Origin of the sequence: Leisingera caerulea DSM 24564 (assembly GCF_000473325.1) — a bacterium.
Taxonomy (GTDB): domain Bacteria; phylum Pseudomonadota; class Alphaproteobacteria; order Rhodobacterales; family Rhodobacteraceae; genus Leisingera; species Leisingera caerulea.
On the sequence record NZ_KI421513.1, the window covers coordinates 945,831 to 960,857 of the forward strand.

17 protein-coding genes are annotated in these 15,027 nt (G+C 64.3%); 4 read left to right on the top strand and 13 right to left on the bottom strand.

What is annotated here, in order from left to right:
- Positions 1–8: 8 nt before the first annotated feature.
- The gene (locus CAER_RS0111905; RefSeq protein WP_027235571.1) at positions 9–776 is read right to left on the bottom strand and encodes a sulfite exporter TauE/SafE family protein; all 768 of its coding nucleotides are present in this window, start codon (positions 774–776) and stop codon (positions 9–11) included.
- 145 nt (positions 777–921) lie between these two features.
- Between CAER_RS0111905 and CAER_RS0111910 the strand changes: the two genes are divergently transcribed.
- The 3 genes from CAER_RS0111910 to CAER_RS0111920 all read left to right on the top strand — a co-directional run bounded on the left by CAER_RS0111910 (position 922) and on the right by CAER_RS0111920 (position 4,123).
- Positions 922–2,607, top strand: coding sequence for an acyl-CoA dehydrogenase family protein (locus CAER_RS0111910; protein WP_027235572.1), 1,686 nt, complete (start codon positions 922–924; stop codon positions 2,605–2,607).
- A gap of 178 nt (positions 2,608–2,785) precedes the next feature.
- Positions 2,786–3,469 (top strand): SGNH/GDSL hydrolase family protein, encoded by a 684-nt coding sequence (locus tag CAER_RS0111915; protein WP_027235573.1) that lies wholly within the window; start codon positions 2,786–2,788, stop codon positions 3,467–3,469.
- Between the two features lie 261 nt (positions 3,470–3,730).
- Positions 3,731–4,123 carry an META domain-containing protein gene (locus CAER_RS0111920; RefSeq protein WP_027235574.1) on the top strand — a complete coding sequence of 131 codons (393 nt, stop codon included), beginning with the start codon at positions 3,731–3,733 and terminating at the stop codon, positions 4,121–4,123.
- Here the strand turns inward: CAER_RS0111920 and recO are convergent.
- The 3 genes from recO to era all read right to left on the bottom strand — a co-directional run bounded on the left by recO (position 4,107) and on the right by era (position 6,225).
- Positions 4,107–4,832 carry a DNA repair protein RecO gene (gene recO / locus CAER_RS0111925; RefSeq protein ID WP_027235575.1) on the bottom strand — a complete coding sequence of 242 codons (726 nt, stop codon included), beginning with the start codon at positions 4,830–4,832 and terminating at the stop codon, positions 4,107–4,109. The two genes, CAER_RS0111920 and recO, sit on opposite strands and share 17 nt — an antisense overlap.
- A gap of 69 nt (positions 4,833–4,901) precedes the next feature.
- Positions 4,902–5,231 (bottom strand): DUF1491 family protein, encoded by a 330-nt coding sequence (locus tag CAER_RS0111930; RefSeq protein WP_027235576.1) that lies wholly within the window; start codon positions 5,229–5,231, stop codon positions 4,902–4,904.
- An 88-nt stretch (positions 5,232–5,319) separates the two neighbouring features.
- Positions 5,320–6,225 (bottom strand): GTPase Era, encoded by a 906-nt coding sequence (gene era, locus CAER_RS0111935; RefSeq protein ID WP_027235577.1) that lies wholly within the window; start codon positions 6,223–6,225, stop codon positions 5,320–5,322.
- A 202-nt stretch (positions 6,226–6,427) separates the two neighbouring features.
- Here era and CAER_RS0111940 point away from each other — a divergent pair, with 202 nt between their 5' ends.
- Positions 6,428–7,810 carry a multicopper oxidase family protein gene (locus tag CAER_RS0111940; RefSeq protein ID WP_027235578.1) on the top strand — a complete coding sequence of 461 codons (1,383 nt, stop codon included), beginning with the start codon at positions 6,428–6,430 and terminating at the stop codon, positions 7,808–7,810.
- A gap of 4 nt (positions 7,811–7,814) precedes the next feature.
- Here the strand turns inward: CAER_RS0111940 and rnc are convergent, their stop codons facing one another.
- From rnc to folK, 9 genes are all read right to left on the bottom strand, one after another.
- Positions 7,815–8,492 carry a ribonuclease III gene (rnc, locus tag CAER_RS0111945; protein ID WP_027235579.1) on the bottom strand — a complete coding sequence of 226 codons (678 nt, stop codon included), beginning with the start codon at positions 8,490–8,492 and terminating at the stop codon, positions 7,815–7,817.
- Positions 8,489–9,325: a signal peptidase I gene (gene lepB / locus CAER_RS0111950; RefSeq protein ID WP_027235580.1), complete on the bottom strand. Its 837-nt coding sequence runs from the start codon at positions 9,323–9,325 to the stop codon at positions 8,489–8,491. Before lepB ends, rnc begins: the two co-directional genes overlap by 4 nt.
- A 58-nt stretch (positions 9,326–9,383) precedes the next feature.
- The gene (gene acpS / locus CAER_RS0111955; protein WP_027235581.1) at positions 9,384–9,815 is read right to left on the bottom strand and encodes a holo-ACP synthase; all 432 of its coding nucleotides are present in this window, start codon (positions 9,813–9,815) and stop codon (positions 9,384–9,386) included.
- A complete protein-coding gene (locus tag CAER_RS0111960) occupies positions 9,812–10,231 on the bottom strand; it encodes an ABZJ_00895 family protein (RefSeq protein WP_154667768.1) in 420 nt (139 codons plus the stop codon). Before CAER_RS0111960 ends, acpS begins: the two co-directional genes overlap by 4 nt.
- 7 nt (positions 10,232–10,238) lie before the next feature.
- Positions 10,239–10,985: a pyridoxine 5'-phosphate synthase gene (locus tag CAER_RS0111965; protein WP_027235583.1), complete on the bottom strand. Its 747-nt coding sequence runs from the start codon at positions 10,983–10,985 to the stop codon at positions 10,239–10,241.
- Between the two features lie 106 nt (positions 10,986–11,091).
- Positions 11,092–11,733 (bottom strand): DUF2062 domain-containing protein, encoded by a 642-nt coding sequence (locus CAER_RS0111970; RefSeq protein WP_027235584.1) that lies wholly within the window; start codon positions 11,731–11,733, stop codon positions 11,092–11,094.
- A 42-nt stretch (positions 11,734–11,775) separates the two neighbouring features.
- A complete protein-coding gene (locus CAER_RS0111975; RefSeq protein WP_027235585.1) occupies positions 11,776–13,911 on the bottom strand; it encodes a RelA/SpoT family protein in 2,136 nt (711 codons plus the stop codon).
- 38 nt (positions 13,912–13,949) lie between these two features.
- Positions 13,950–14,303 (bottom strand): DNA-directed RNA polymerase subunit omega, encoded by a 354-nt coding sequence (gene rpoZ / locus CAER_RS0111980; RefSeq protein ID WP_027235586.1) that lies wholly within the window; start codon positions 14,301–14,303, stop codon positions 13,950–13,952.
- Positions 14,304–14,396: 93 nt separating this feature from the next.
- Complete coding sequence (folK, locus tag CAER_RS0111985; protein WP_027235587.1) at positions 14,397–14,966, bottom strand: 2-amino-4-hydroxy-6-hydroxymethyldihydropteridine diphosphokinase; 570 nt, start codon at positions 14,964–14,966, stop codon at positions 14,397–14,399.
- Between the last annotated feature and the right edge of the window lie 61 nt (positions 14,967–15,027).

A 15,027-nucleotide genomic window follows, 5' to 3' on the forward strand; every position in this document is an offset into this window, starting at 1 on the left:
CCTCCCCGCTATATCAGCACGCCGCGGCGCAGCAGGTTCAGCCCAGCAATAAGCAGAACCACCAGCGTGGCGCGGCGGAACAGCACCTGGTCGATCCGGTCATGCAGAAGCCCGCCGATCCACATGCCCGCCACCGCCGGCAGGATCAGCAACAGCGAGAACGGCGCGGTTTCAGTCCGGATCACGCCAGAGCCGACATGCGCCACCAGCAGCGCCACAGCGCCAAGGCCGTAGATCACCCCCTGCACCCGGATCTGCTCTGTCTTTTCAGTGTTCAAGGCAGTCAGGTAGGCCACGGTCGGCGGGCCCCAGACACCGGACACGCCGCCGATCAGGCCCGCAATGCCGCCCACCATCGCCTCGCTGCGGCGGGTCGGATTGGTGATTGAGAACGTCTTTCCCATCAGCTGGATGCAGGCAAAGACCGTGACCGGCAGACCGATCACCAGCAGCAGCGCCTGCTGCGGCAGCAGCCGCACGGACTGGGCGCTGAGCAGCAGGCAGACCAGGCCGATCAGCAGAAACACCCGGAACTTGCGGATCGAGGCGAAGGCCGCCGCAGGCCCCTGGCGCAGCGCCTGCATGCCGTTGGTGACCAGGGTCGGCAGAATCAAACCAGCCAGCGCCAGGTCCGGCGCCAGAAACATGCTGAGGCCGGAGATGAAGATCATCGGCATGGCAAAGCCCACCAGGCCCTTGACCGTGCCGGCCAGCAGCGCGATGCCAAAAGCCGCTGTCAGCTCTGCCGGGGAGAGAAACGAAAACAGTGCCGTCATACCTCCGCTCTACCACATCCGCAGCGTGCTGCACGGGCAAAATCAACACGCAATATTTGATCCAAACGACGCACCCGTGAGTATTTTTGTTGCGCTGCACCTGCAAAATGATTTACCACCGGGCGACCGAAGAAGGATCTGATTCATGGCCCACGACGGACAGGACTTGCATATGAAACCGACACTCATTCCCGACCTGCTGGCGCTGACCGGCGCCGCGCTGGAACCGCTGGACCAGCTGCTTGAGGCCGCGCGCGCCTCCGTCAAGGACATGGTGAGCAGCGACGGCCGTGTGTCCGGCAAGCTGATCGAGGAAAATCAGGTGGCGGCGCACGGGCTGTCCTGGCTTGCCACCTATGTCTACTCGCTGCGGCAGATGCAGAAATGGGCCGAGAAGCTGCAGGGCGAGGGCAAGTTCGGCGAGATGGAGCAGCTGCTCCACCAGATCGGTTTTGGCGAATACCTGTGGCAGGTATATGGCGGCATCCAGATGAACCAGGGCGAGATCATCCGCCTGCAGGACCTGGGCCTGAACCAGGATGCCCAGCGTGCGCTGATGGTGCCTGCAGTGATGACGCTGTGCGAGCAGGGCAACAGCCAGGCCGCGCGCACCCGGCTGGTGCAGCTGATGGAGGAGCAGGCCGGCTCCACCATGTTCGGCGCCTCCGGCCTGGAGGAAGAGCTGGAAATGATCCGCGACCAGTTCCGCCGCTATGCGGTGGAAAAGGTCGAGCCGCACGCCCACGAGTGGCACCTGAAGGATGAGCTGATCCCGATGGAAGTGATCGAAGAGCTGGCGGAGATGGGTGTCTTCGGGCTGACCATCCCGGAGGAATACGGCGGCTTCGGCCTGTCCAAGGCATCAATGGTGGTGGTTTCCGAGGAGCTGTCGCGCGGCTATATCGGTGTTGGCTCGCTGGGCACCCGCTCTGAAATCGCGGCGGAGCTGATCCTGTGCGGCGGCACCGAGGAGCAGAAAGCCAACTGGCTGCCGAAGCTGTCCAGCGCTGAAATCCTGCCCACTGCCGTTTTCACCGAGCCGAACACCGGCTCCGACCTTGGCAGCCTGCGCACCCGCGCAGTCAAGGATGAGAACGGCGATTACAAGATCACTGGCAACAAGACCTGGATCACCCACGCCGCCCGCACCCATGTGATGACCCTGCTGGCGCGCACCGACCCGGACACCACTGATCACCGCGGCTTGTCGATGTTCCTGGCAGAGAAAACGCCGGGCACAGACGAGCACCCCTTCCCGACCGAAGGCATGACCGGCGGCGAGATCGAGGTGCTGGGCTACCGCGGCATGAAGGAATACGAGCTGGGCTTCGACAATTTCCATGTGAAGCAGGAAAACCTGCTGGGCGGCGAGGAGAACAAGGGCTTCAAACAGCTGATGGAGACCTTTGAATCGGCCCGCATCCAGACTGCGGCCCGCGCCATCGGTGTGGCGCAGTCGGCGCTGGATATCGCCATGCAATACGCGCAGGAGCGCAAGCAGTTCGGCAAGTCGCTGATCAATTTCCCGCGGGTGTCGGGCAAGCTGGCAATGATGGCGGTGGAGATCATGATCGCCCGCCAGCTCACCTATTTCTCCGCCTGGGAAAAGGACCACGGCCACCGCTGCGATCTGGAGGCCGGCATGGCCAAGCTGCTGGGCGCGCGGGTGGCCTGGGCTGCGGCCGACAACGGGCTGCAGATCCACGGCGGCAACGGCTTTGCGATGGAATACAAGATCTCCCGCGTGCTGTGCGATGCGCGTATCCTCAACATCTTTGAAGGCGCAGCCGAGATCCAGGCGCAAGTGATCGCCCGCCGCCTGCTGGGCTGACCGCCACTTGTTACTACCGCAGGGGAGCAATCCCCTCCTTGCCCGGCGTTCGCGCCGGGCTTTTTCTGTCAAGCTAAGTGCCGCGCCCCGAACGCTCAGCCTGCAAACGCAGCGCAAAATGAACCTGTTTCCGATTCTGGTCATTCGCTCCTGAGCGAAAGCCGTCTAACAAGGGGGCATGTCACTCCTGCGCTGCCTCCTTCTGTCCTGTCTGCTCCTGTTGACCGCCTGCGGCGATACAGTGCCGGCGGGCCAGTCCCCGCGCATTCTGGCCATGGGGGATTCCCTGCTGGCCTGGCACAGGCTGGCGGGAAAATCCATTCCGGACATGGTGGCGCGGGAATTGCAGGAGCCTGTGGTGGACCGCTCTGTCTCTGCCGCGCGGATCATTTACAAGCTGCCCGTTTCCGGCGCCGCCGGGATGAACATCCGCAAGCAGTACACGTCCGGGGAATGGGACTGGGTGATCGTGAACGGCGGCGGCAACGACCTGTGGTTCGGCTGCGGCTGCTTTGCCTGCGACCGGAAGATGGACAAGCTGATCTCGTCTGACGGGCGCAGCGGGGCCATCCCGGCCATGCTGTCAGACCTGCGCGCGACAGGTGCCAGGATCATTTACGTCGGCTATCTGCGAAGCCCCGGTGCTGGCTCGCTGATTGAGCACTGCCGGGATGAGGGGGACGAACTGGAAACCCGCATCACCCGGCTGGCAGAGCTGGACGCGGGCATCTTCTTTTTGTCGAACAGGGACTTGGTGCCCCATGGCGACCGCTCCTACCACGCGCCGGACATGATCCACCCGTCAGTCAAGGCCAGCGGCGAGATCGGCCGCAAGGTCGCCGAGATTATCCGCGCAAACTAAAGGGGCAGTGCTCCCGCCCACTTGGCGGCGCATTCCATCGAATGCGCCCAAGGCGTTAGGCCGGGCGCCGTGCTGCGCACGGCGCGGCAGCGCTGCGGCGCAAGGGTGCGGCAGGCGCCGCGCCCCGCGCGGCGCCGGGCCCAACGGGCGCAAGGCATTTTCAATGCCGCGGCGGCGGGCGGGAGCGCTTGTTGCCGGCTGGCCTTGCCCTGCCTGCCGCGGCATTCCAATGTGCTTTGAAACATCCCTCAGGAGGTCTTGATGCTGCGTTCTGCCCTGATCGGTTCCCTGCTGCTGGCCAGCGCCTGCACCGGGGATGAGAGCCTGTCGGCCTATGGTGCCGCAGGCAAGGTGTGGCGCCTGCAGAGCGTCGATGGCGCGGCCTTTCCAGCCTCCGCCAGCCTCAGGTTTCCGGAACCGGGCAAGATCGCCGGAAGGGGGCCTTGCAACAGCTTTAGCGGCATCCAGACTGCCCCCTACCCCTGGTTTGAAACCGGGCCGCTGGCGGTGACGCGCATGGCCTGCCCGGGATTGGCGGCGGAGGACGCGTTTCTGCAGGCACTGCAGGAGATGACACTGGCGGAAGTGTCGGGTGACGTGCTGATCCTCAGCAATGAGGCAGGCCGCGAGATGCTGTTCACAGGCGGCGGCTGAGCAGGTCCATGAGCCGGCCGCGCGCCTCTGGCAGCGGATGGTTGCCCAGCGAGGGCGCCAGATGCGCCTCCAGAAAATGGCCCGTTGTGCGCAGGGCCTGGACGATTTCGGCGTCTCCGGCATCACCGTGGCCCAGCATCACCGGCGGCAAGGGCAGCAGCCGGTCCGCCCACTCCCCCGCGCCTTCACGTGAAACAGCCCGGCCCGTTTTCGGCGACACAAAGGCAAGCCCGAAACGGCTGCCGGTCACGGCGCAGGCCGACAGGTCGAGGCCAAAGCCCATTTCCTCCAAGAGCGCCAGTTCCCAGCGCAGATAGGCGAGCGGCCAGAGGTCTTCATTCGCCAGAAGGTCCAGCAGCTGTTCGCTGCGGGTAAAGAGGTCCGGATGCGGCTCCCGTTCGGGCAGGCAAAAGGACAGCAGCGCGGTAACCGTGTTGAGCCCGGCGAGTGCCAGCCGCCCCGAAAGCGCCGCAGCGGCCCGGCTGCGCAGGGGTTCTGCGTGGTAGCTGCCGAGGTGATCCTCCAGCCGCGCCCGCCAGGTCACGTCCAGCTGAGCGCCGGGTTGCAGGATCGGGGCCATTCTGCGGCCGGCGCCGCCGCGGACTACACCGGCATGGCGGCCGTGTTCTTCGGTAAAGACGTCGATGATGGCCGAGCTTTCGCCGTGGCGGCGCACCGAAAGCAATATGCCGTGATCACGCCACTCCAACACCGGGCCTCCCTGTCCTGCGGTCCGCCCTACCAGACCGCATTGCCGGAGGGGCTGCAAGCGGCGGGGTCATTCCAGGCCGGGTTCGTCCAGCAGGTGGCGGCCCTGCCGGTCCTCGACCTCGATCACCCAGAGGTCCGGGTCAAAGCTGCGCTGGCGGCTGATCGAGGCATCGACGTCAGTCTCTGCCCCGGTGGCCAGCTCATCCCATTTGCGGTCGCCGCTCATCAGGTCATAGGTGCGGTGAAAGGCACGGGCCTGGCCGTCCAGGGTGTTGAGCTTGACCAGAACCGCGCCCGCGGTGTCGTCGCCGTGGGAAGTGATGAAGGCCGGGATATCCTGAAACCGCAGGCGGGTCAGATATGCGTCGACCCAGAAGCGGGCGGTGAGGCGGGTCATGCCGCGCACCTGCCAGCTTCGGCGCCCATGGGGAGTGCGGGAGCCTCCGGCGGGAGTATTTCCACAAAGGTGAAAAGCATGGGGGGCTTCAGTTGCCGTCTTTGAAGTCGAGGCCCATTTCCGAGTAGCGCTCTGCCTCTTCCAGCCAGTTCGGGCGCACCTTCACCTGCAGGAACAGGTGCACCTTGCGGCCCAGGAACTCCTCCAGCTCGGCGCGGGCGGCTTGGGAAACGGATTTAATGGTCTCGCCGCGCTTGCCCAGAACAATGCCCTTGTGGCCGTCGCGGACCACATAGATGATCTGATCGACGCGGGCAGAGCCGTCCTTGCGCTCTTCCCATTTCTCGGTTTCGACGGTGAGCTGGTAGGGCAGTTCCTGATGCAGGCGCAGGGTCAGCTTTTCGCGGGTCATCTCCGCCGCGATCATCCGCATCGGCAGATCGGCGATCTGGTCTTCGGGGTAGAGCCAGGGGCTTTCCGGCAGCTTGCCTGCCAGCCACTGGCGCAGGTCGTCAACACCATGGCCGCGCTCTGCCGAGATCATGAAGGTTTCGGCAAAGCCGTAGCGGCTGTTCAGCTCCTGGGTAAGGCCCAGCAGTTTTTCAGCGGGCACCTTGTCGATCTTGTTGATCGCCAGCGCCACGGTGCGGCCCTTGCCGATTTCCTCAAGACCTTCCAGGATGGTTTCGACGCCTTCGGTGATGCCGCGGTGGGCCTCCACCATCAGCACAACGACGTCGGCGTCTGCAGCGCCGCCCCAGGCGGCGGCGACCATCGCGCGGTCCAGGCGGCGGCGGGGCTTGAACAGGCCCGGCGTGTCGACAAATACCAGCTGCGCGTCGCCCTCCATCGCCACGCCGCGGATGCGGGCGCGGGTAGTCTGCACCTTATGGGTCACGATCGAGACCTTGGCCCCGACCATGCGGTTCAGAAGGGTGGATTTGCCCGCATTGGGCTCTCCGATCAGGGCAACGAATCCGGCGCGTGTGGTCATCAGTACTGGTCCTGTTTGCAGAGCCGATCCCCTACAGGATTTTACCCACAGGGGCCAGAGGTGTTTTCTTGGGCGCTTGGGGCAGCGTTGCACAGCCTTGCCCTATGTCAAAGACCTGTGGCAGATCCCGTGTGAGAACCGCAGCGCCAAGCCAGTCCCGCAGCCAGGCCTTTCTTTGATTGCATGACAGGAGGCCTGCCTGATGAACCGACGTGATTTTCTGCTTGGGAGCGCTGCTACCGCCGGGGTGCTTGGCGGAGGCGGATGGAGCTTGGCCGGTGCCGCAGCGGCGCAGCAGCTGACAATTCAAACCGCAAGCTTCAGGTTCCGGGACCAGCCGACGAAGGGCATGGTGAGCCTGTCGCCGGATGCGCCGCCGCCGGTTCTGTACGGCACCCAGGGCAAACCCATGCAACTGCAGGTCGTCAATGGCACCGAAGATTACACCGCAATGCACTGGCACGGGCTGCGGATCGGCAACGCAATGGACGGGGTGCCTTACCTGACCCAGATGCCAATCGCGGGCGGCGAGGCGTTTGAGTATGAATTCACCCCGCCGGATGCGGGCACCTATTGGTATCACCCGCACTGCATGACCATGGCGCAGATGGCGCATGGGCTGACCGGGGTGATGGTGATCAAAGAGGCGGAAGATCCCGGTTTTGACGCCGATCAGGCGGTCAACCTGCGGGATTTCCGGCTGTATGAGGATGGCGCCTTCCTGCCCTATTACACCGCGCGCGGGGCGGCCCGCGCCGGGACCCGCGGCAATGTGCTGACCGCGAACTGGCTGCAGGCGCCGGTGTACGATCACCCGGCAGGCGGGCTGGTGCGGCTCAGGGTGGTGAACACGGACACCACGCGGATCTACAAGCTGCATCTAAGCACAGATCAGGCGCGGATCATTGCCCGGGACGGGCATCCGGTGGAGTTTGAGCTGCCCCTGCCCTCTGCCGGTGAACCGCTGCTGGTCGGCCCTGGCCAGCGGGTGGATTTCGCGGTGCGGATGCCCGCGGAGGAAGGGCAGACGGCGGGTCTGCTGGCGGAGCTGCCGGGGCAGCCCACGCGCACGATGGCAACACTACGCTCGGTTGGTGCGGACCTGGCGCGGGAATTGCGGGAGCTGAAGCCGCTGCCTGCCAATCCGGTTGCCCGGCCGGACCTATCAAAGGCAGAGGTGCATGATTTCGTGTTTGGCTGGGCGCCGGAGGGCGGGCCGCCGAATGACGGCTATTGCGGCTCTATGGGGTACAGTTTCTGGTCGATCAACCGCACGCCTTGGGCTGGAGACGCGGCCAAAGGGACCGGGCCGCTGGCCGTGTTGAAACAAGGCAGGAGCTACGTGCTGCGGCTGAGGAATGAATCGCCGAACCTGCACCCGATCCACCTGCACGGGCTGGCATTTGTGCCGATAAGCTCAAACCTTCGGAAATTGCCGCCGCTGGTGACGGACACCATGCTGCTGATGAAGGACGAGGTGGCCGAGATTGCGCTGGTGGCCGACAACCCCGGCGACTGGGCGTTCCACTGCCATGTGATCGAGCATCAGAAAACCGGGCTCGCGGGTTACATCCGGGTGGTTTGAAACCTCAGCCGATCTGTTCCAGCAGCGCCCTCGCCGCCGCTTGTTCCGCTTGCCGTTTGGAACCCGCCGTGGCCTGAGCTTCAGTGCCGTCCTGAAGCCTTGCCGCAATGGTGAAGACCGGCGCGTGGTCGGGGCCGCTGCGGGACACCTCGACATAGGTGGGCACCTTCTGCCCGCGGGCCTGCGCCCACTCCTGCAGCGATGTCTTGGCGTCGCGCGCGTCGCTTTCGACCTTGTGGATGCGGCTGCCCCACAGGCGCAGGATCATCTCGGCAGCGGCGTCAAAGCCTGCGTCCTTATAGACCGCGGCAATCACCGCCTCCATCGCGTCGCCCAGGAGTGCCTGTTTGCGGCGGCCGCCGGACATCATCTCTGAGCGGCCCAGCTTCAGCACAGCGCCAAGGTCGATCTCCTTGGCGACATCGGCGCAGGCTTCCTTGCGCACCAGCGCGTTGAAACGCGGCGCCAGCTGGCCCTCGGTGGCGGTTTTGTCATGCTCCAATAGGGCGGTGGCCATCACCAGCCCCAGTACCCGGTCGCCCAGAAACTCCAGCCGCTGGTTGTCCTGGCGGGTAGCGGAAGAGACGGAGGCATGGGTCACGGCGCGCTGCAGCAGGTCGGGGCGGGCAAACTTATGCCCGATCCGATCCTCGAACGCGCGCAATTCCTTGGACAGTTTCACTCGATCCCCTTGAAGAAACGGTCGCCGCGCCAGGTCCAGAAGTAGAGCATGGACCGCCCGGCGGAGGAGAACATAATCCGGTCGGCCCGGCCGATCAGGTTTTCGTAAGGCACAAAGCCAACCCCGCCGGCAGACTGCGGCAAGCGGCTGTCGGAGGAGTTGTCCCGGTTGTCGCCCATGAAGAAATAGTGCCCTTCCGGAACCTGGTAGACGCCGGTGTGGTCCATGCCCTGGTTGGTGATGTTAAGCACGATATGCTCATTGCCGCCCGGCAGGGTCTCCAGCTTGCGCGACTTCTTGCAGACGGCGCCCTGGCCGACAGGCGCATTTTCACAGCGCGGGAAGGAGCCCTGCGGCCCCTGGCGTTCCATCACTTCCTCGAACTGGCCCGCATCCTGCAGCTTGACCGGCGCGCCGTTGATGAACAGCACGCCGTTCTTCATCTGAATCTTGTCGCCCGGCAGGCCGACCAGCCGCTTGATGAAGTCATTGCCGTTGACCGGGTGGCGGAACACCACCACGTCGCCGCGTTCCGGCTGTCCGCCCATCAGGCGGGTGTTGTCACCGTCCAGAAAACCGCAGATGTCCTTGGCGTCGATGTTCAGCCCGACCGCCCCGATACGCACGCTGGGGCAAGAGGCATAGGAATAGCCATAGGCCATCTTGTTGACGAACAGGAAATCCCCGATCAGCAGGGTTTCCTTCATCGATCCGGAGGGTATCCAGAAGGGCTGAAAAAACAGGGTGCGGAAGACACCGGCGATCAGCAGCGCGTAGACGATCGTTTTGATCGTCTCAAGGATCGAACTGCCGGTCTTTGCTTTGGCCGTCATCAGGCTCTCCGGTTTGGAAACAAGGTCCGGGGCTACATGCGGGCCTGAGGGGGCCAAGTCAAGTTCCCGAAGCCGATTCCGCCGGGTCGCTGGCGATCGGACGCGCTTCGATCACCACAAAGGCCTGCGCCCAGGGGTGGTCGTCGGTCAGTGTCACGTGGATCACCGCCTCATGGTCGGGCGGGGTCATCTCGCGCAGCCGGTCGGCGGCCCAGCCGGTCACATGCATCACCGGCTGGCCGGTGCGCAGGTTGGAGACCGCCATGTCCTTCCAGGCGATCCCCATGCGCAAGCCGGTGCCCAGCGCCTTGGAGCAGGCTTCCTTGGCGGCCCAGCGCTTGGCGTAGGTGCCCGCCACATCGCGGCGGCGCTCAGCCTTGCGCTGCTCTATTTCGGTAAAAACCCGGTTGCGGAACCGGTCCCCGAACCGGTCCAGGGTGCGCTGGATCCGCTCGATATTGGCAAGATCGGTTCCGACGCCCAGGATCATTCTTGCAGCCGTTTCAAACCCAGCTTGATGCCATGGCCCAGAAACAGCCGGTTGACCATCAGGATGACCGCCAGCAGCAGCACACAGACACCCGCCAGGAACAGGACCGGAACCGTCTGCCGCGCCTCCACCACCACCGGATTGTCCCAGTAAAGCGGCAGCTGCACAACCGTCAGCACTGCCACAACCCCGGTCATCGCTGCCGCGTTGACCCAAGCTGCCTTGCCTGACAGCGGCGCCCGGGTGGCTTGCGCAATGCGCATCCCCTCCAGCACCGAGGCAAACATCGGCGGCAGCACGGTCGCGAGCCCGGTCGGCAATTCAACACCGAATTGCGCCAGCAGCAGTCCCAGCAGCAGCATCGCGACAGAGGCCGCCATCCACAAGAGCCCGTAGCGGATCAGATTGACGTGCATGGCTCCGTCACCCCCGCGCTTCATCCATCAGGCGGCGCATCTCCTGCACTGCCGGGGGCAGGCCGCGAAAGATTGCCTCGCCGATCAGGAAGTGGCCGATGTTGAGCTCCTTCACCTCCGGAAAGGCCGCAACCGGCTTCACCGTGTCATAGGTGAGGCCATGGCCTGCATGCACCTCCAGCCCCAGCGAATGGGCATAGGCAGACATGTCCCGCAGCGCCTCCAGCTCGCGGTCGCGGTCCTCGAACCGGCCTTCGGCGTGGAAGTCGCAATAGGCGCCGGTGTGCAGCTCGATCACCTCGGCACCGATCCGGTGCGCGGCCTCGATCTGCTTCTTGTCGGCGGCAATGAAGATCGACACCCGGCATCCCGCATCCCGCAGGGGGGCAATGTAATGCGCCAGGCGATTTTCCTCGCGGGCCACTTCCAGCCCGCCTTCGGTGGTGCGCTCCTCGCGCTTTTCCGGCACGATGCAGACCGCATGCGGCTTGTGGCGCAAAGCAATCCTCTGCATCTCCTCGGTTGCTGCCATCTCGAAGTTCAGCGGCACCGTCAGCGCCTCCATCAGCGCGTCGATATCGGCGTCGGTGATGTGGCGGCGGTCTTCGCGCAGGTGCGCCGTGATGCCGTCGGCGCCCGCCTCCTCCGCCAGCTTCGCGGCGCGGACCGGGTCCGGATAGGCGCCCCCGCGGGCGTTGCGCACCGTGGCAACATGGTCGATGTTCACGCCCAGGCGCAGTTGGTTCTGTGTCATGACAGCTGTCTCATCCGTCTGAAGTCAAAGCCTTAACCCAAAGACTAGACAGACAGCGGGCAAGAGCAAGCCTGCAGGCGATAATGGTACAATCCGGCAGCCCCGCTCAGGAGCCGGTGCTGACCTCGGCGCGCTGCTTGATCGCCTCGAACTTGGCCTTGATCTTGGCCCGGCGGCGCTGCTGGTAGACCCGGATCACCGGCAGGCTGAGCATGTAGCAGACCGTGGCGCAAATGATGCCCGGGATGATGCCGCCGATCATGTAAGGATAAAACACCTCGTTATAAAACAGATGCAGCCCCTGCCAGTCGGCGGGCTTGTCCATGAAGAGCGCAAACAGGTTGTCCTTCAGGTCGCCGCCAGCGGCAAGGAACTTGCCCACCAGGGATTTGTCGACCTCCTCGTCAAACTCGGTGCCCAGCAGCCAATGGCCGGTCTGCAGGCTGGCCACCCCGATCGGCACATAGGTCAGCGGGTTGCCAAAGAAGGTGGCGCTGAGCGAGGCCAGGATATTGCCGTTCATCATCCGGGCGATGATTGCCGCCACCAGGAAGTGCAGCCCGTAGAACGGCGTGAAGGTGGTGAACACCCCGGCCCAGATGCCGCGGGCGATGCGTTCGGGCGAATCGGGCAGCCGCCGCACCCGGTGTTTCACGTACAGGAAGGCCCGGCCCCAGCCGCCGCGCGGCCAGACAAAATCCGCCAGCGCCCGGAGGGGCGAACGTCTGTCCCGGCGCCTGAATACCAAAGCTGTCCGTCCTTCCCAGTTCCGGCTCAGAGTTTCAGCGGCTTACCCCGGAAAATGGCGCTCTTCCGGCTTATTCCGGAACCGCGCCACCGCGGCAACATCGCTTTCCGCCTCAAGCGTCAGCATCAGCGAGTGCAGCTGCTCCACATCCCGCAGCTCCACATTGATCATAAGCCGGTAAAAGTCTGGTTTCCTGTCAACAAATTCAAGGTCCGAGATATTGGCCTTTTTCTCGCCGATCAATGTGCAAATGCGCCCCAGCACCCCGGCATCGTTGCCGATGGTCAGCTCCAGCGTGGTGCCGTAGACAGCCGGGTGGGTGCCGCTGTGCCACTGCACGTCCATCCAGCGCTCCGGCTGCTCCTCGAATTCGCCGAGCTTGTCGCAATCGGCGGCATGCACCACCACGCCGCGGCCGCGGTAGGTGATGCCGATGATGCGCTCGCCCGGCAGCGGTTGGCAGCAGGGCGCGCGCTCGAAGCTCTGCCCCGGCTCCAGGCCGATCACCGCCCGGCGCGGCGAGATTTCGTCGCCATCGCCAGAGGTGGTCAGTTCAGGATAGACAGACTGCACCACGTCATGCGCGGTGATCTCGGCCGCGCCCAGCCTTGCAAGCAGCTCATTCACGCCGCTGGCGCGCAGCGCGCGGGCTGCGGTTTCCAGCGCCTTGTCAGTCGCCTTCTTGCCGACGTGCTCAAACGCCGAACGCGCAAGCTCATGACCCAGTTTCACAAACCGCGCCCGGTCCGCCTCGCGCAGGGCGCGGCGGATGGCGGTGCGGGCCTTGCCGGTGGTGGCGATCTCCAGCCAGCTGACCTGCGGGGTCTGGCCCTCGGCAGTGATCACATCCACCGACTGGCCGTTGCGCAGCCGGGTCCACAGCGGCACCCGGATACCATCGACCTTGGCCCCTACACAGGCATGGCCGATGCGGGTGTGGATGGCATAGGCAAAGTCGATCGGCGTGGCGCCTTTGGGCAGCTTGATCACATCGCCTTTGGGAGTGAAGCAGAACACCTGGTCCGAATACATCTCAAGCTTCACGGCTTCGAGAAATTCGTCGTGATCATCCTCGGCATCGAACTGTTCGGTCAGCGAGGCGATCCACTTGGCCGGGTCGACGGCAAAGGGGTTTTCCGACCGCACACCATCGCGGTAGGACCAATGCGCCGCCACGCCGGTTTCGGCCACGTCATGCATCTGGCGGGTGCGGATCTGCACCTCCACCCGCTTGCCGTCTCGGCCCGACACCGTGGTGTGGATCGACCGGTAACCGTTGGATTTCGGCTGGCTGATGTAGTCCTTGAACCGGCCCGGCACCGCCCGCCAGCGCTGGTGGATAGCGCCCAGCGCGCGATAGGCGTCTTCTTCGGACCCGGTAATCACCCGGAAGCCATAAATGTCCGACAGCCGTGAAAAGCCCTGGTCTTTGGCCTGCATCTTGCGCCAGATCGAATAGGGCTTCTTGGCGCGGCCAAAGACCTCTGCCTCGATCCCGGCTTTTTCCAGCTCCAGCCGCATGTCGCCGGTGATCCGGTGGATCACGTCGCCGGTTTCGCGCTGCAGGGTCACAAAGCGGCGGATGATCGACTGGCGCCCCTCCGGGTTCAGCACGCGGAAGGCCAGATCCTCCAGCTCCTCGCGCATCCACTGCATGCCCATGCGGCCTGCCAGCGGCGCATAAATATCCATTGTCTCGCGGGCCTTCTGGGCCTGCTTCTCGGGGCGCATCGCCTTGATGGTGCGCATGTTGTGCAGACGGTCGGCAAGCTTGACCAGGATCACCCGCAAATCCTTGGACATCGCCATGAACAGCTTGCGGAAGTTTTCTGCCTGCTTGGTCTCGCGGCTGGACAGCTGCAGGTTGGTCAGCTTGGTGACGCCATCGACCAGCATCGCCACCTCACCGCCAAAGCGGCGGGCAACCTCCTCGTAAGAGGCCTTGGTGTCTTCGATGGTGTCGTGAAGCAGCGCGGTGATGATCGTCGCATCATCCAGCCGCTGTTCGGTAAGGATCGCGGCGACGGCAACAGGATGCGTGAAATAGGGCTCGCCCGAGTGGCGGAACTGGCCATCGTGCATCTGCTCGCCAAAGGCGTAGGCCTCGGCAATCCGTTCTGCATTGGTCTTGGGATTGTAGTTGCGGACCAGAGCAATCAGGTCGTCAGGGGAAATCATGTCCGGTCCGCAGCCTCAAAATTCTCGTAACGCGCGCCTCAGCCCTGGCCCTGGGCCTCCATCAGCGCGCGCAGCAGTTTCTCTTCCGACATGTCGTCTTCGGCAGGTTTGTCGCCATCCGCGCCCATCAGCAGAGCCATGGAATCCTCTTCCGGCTCATCAACCTCGATCTGAGTCTGGTTGCTCTCGATCAGGCGCTCGCGCAGCTCGTCGGCGCTCTGGGTCTCTTCAGCAATCTCGCGCAGGGACACAACCGGGTTCTTGTCGTTGTCGCGCTCGACGGTGATCGGAGCACCCGCCGAGATTTCGCGGGCACGATGCGCAGCCAGCATCACCAGCTCAAAGCGGTTAGGCACCTTATCTACGCAATCTTCAACCGTCACGCGGGCCATCAGCGACTCTCCAATTCATTCCTGGTCCAGAAGGCAGACATTTACGCCCAAATCTTTCTCTTGACAAGGGCGGAAAACACCGCATCGCGCGGGTTACAGAGGGACAACCTCCGCCACCTCTTCCGGCGGCAGGTCTGCCAGCATCTGCGTCACGGTTTTCTGCAGCACCGGATGCCGCCAGCGCGGTGCGATATCCTTGAGCGGCACCAGCACAAAGGCCCGGTCCTGGATGCGCGGATGCGGCAGGATCAGCTGCCCCGGCGCCTCCTGCATCTGTCGCTCCAGCGGCAGCCCCTGCCAGCGGGCATACCCCGCGGCGTCCGGCAGAACCGCGCCGCCGTGATCCAGCAGATCCAGATCCAGCGTGCGCATGCCCCAGCGCTGCTCCCGCACCCGGGCAAACTGCGCTTCAACTTCATGCAGCCGCGCCAGCAGATCGCCCGCGGACAGGGCTGTTTCGACCGCCACCGCGGCGTTCACATAATCAGGACCTGCACCGGCCGGAAAGCAGGGCGTGCGGAAGAACCGCGAGACGCTGCGCAGCCTCACATCCTGCGCCTGCAGCGCGGCGATCGCCTTTGACAAGGTTGCTTGCGGCGCATCGGCGTCAACTGGCAGGTTGCCGCCAAGCGCGATCAACGACAGTTTCCGGTTTCCGGCCATTTTTGACCCTATTTCAGAATGGCAGTATACTTGCGGCAGATGACAAATAACTTACATTAAG

What these genes read in the sequence shown, in the direction of transcription:
- CAER_RS0111960 (WP_154667768.1), bottom strand. Translation starts at nt 10,231, where the DNA reads ATGCACGTCAATCTGATCCGCTACGGGCTCTTGTGGATGGCGGCCTCT.
- CAER_RS0111910 (WP_027235572.1), top strand. Translation starts at nt 922, where the DNA reads ATGGCCCACGACGGACAGGACTTGCATATGAAACCGACACTCATTCCC.
- CAER_RS0111905 (WP_027235571.1), bottom strand. Translation starts at nt 776, where the DNA reads ATGACGGCACTGTTTTCGTTTCTCTCCCCGGCAGAGCTGACAGCGGCT.
- acpS (WP_027235581.1), bottom strand. Translation starts at nt 9,815, where the DNA reads ATGATCCTGGGCGTCGGAACCGATCTTGCCAATATCGAGCGGATCCAG.
- CAER_RS0111915 (WP_027235573.1), top strand. Translation starts at nt 2,786, where the DNA reads ATGTCACTCCTGCGCTGCCTCCTTCTGTCCTGTCTGCTCCTGTTGACC.
- era (WP_027235577.1), bottom strand. Translation starts at nt 6,225, where the DNA reads ATGACCACACGCGCCGGATTCGTTGCCCTGATCGGAGAGCCCAATGCG.
- CAER_RS0111930 (WP_027235576.1), bottom strand. Translation starts at nt 5,231, where the DNA reads ATGACCCGCCTCACCGCCCGCTTCTGGGTCGACGCATATCTGACCCGC.
- CAER_RS0111920 (WP_027235574.1), top strand. Translation starts at nt 3,731, where the DNA reads ATGCTGCGTTCTGCCCTGATCGGTTCCCTGCTGCTGGCCAGCGCCTGC.
- folK (WP_027235587.1), bottom strand. Translation starts at nt 14,966, where the DNA reads ATGGCCGGAAACCGGAAACTGTCGTTGATCGCGCTTGGCGGCAACCTG.
- CAER_RS0111975 (WP_027235585.1), bottom strand. Translation starts at nt 13,911, where the DNA reads ATGATTTCCCCTGACGACCTGATTGCTCTGGTCCGCAACTACAATCCC.
- rpoZ (WP_027235586.1), bottom strand. Translation starts at nt 14,303, where the DNA reads ATGGCCCGCGTGACGGTTGAAGATTGCGTAGATAAGGTGCCTAACCGC.
- CAER_RS0111940 (WP_027235578.1), top strand. Translation starts at nt 6,428, where the DNA reads ATGAACCGACGTGATTTTCTGCTTGGGAGCGCTGCTACCGCCGGGGTG.
- CAER_RS0111965 (WP_027235583.1), bottom strand. Translation starts at nt 10,985, where the DNA reads ATGACACAGAACCAACTGCGCCTGGGCGTGAACATCGACCATGTTGCC.
- lepB (WP_027235580.1), bottom strand. Translation starts at nt 9,325, where the DNA reads ATGACGGCCAAAGCAAAGACCGGCAGTTCGATCCTTGAGACGATCAAA.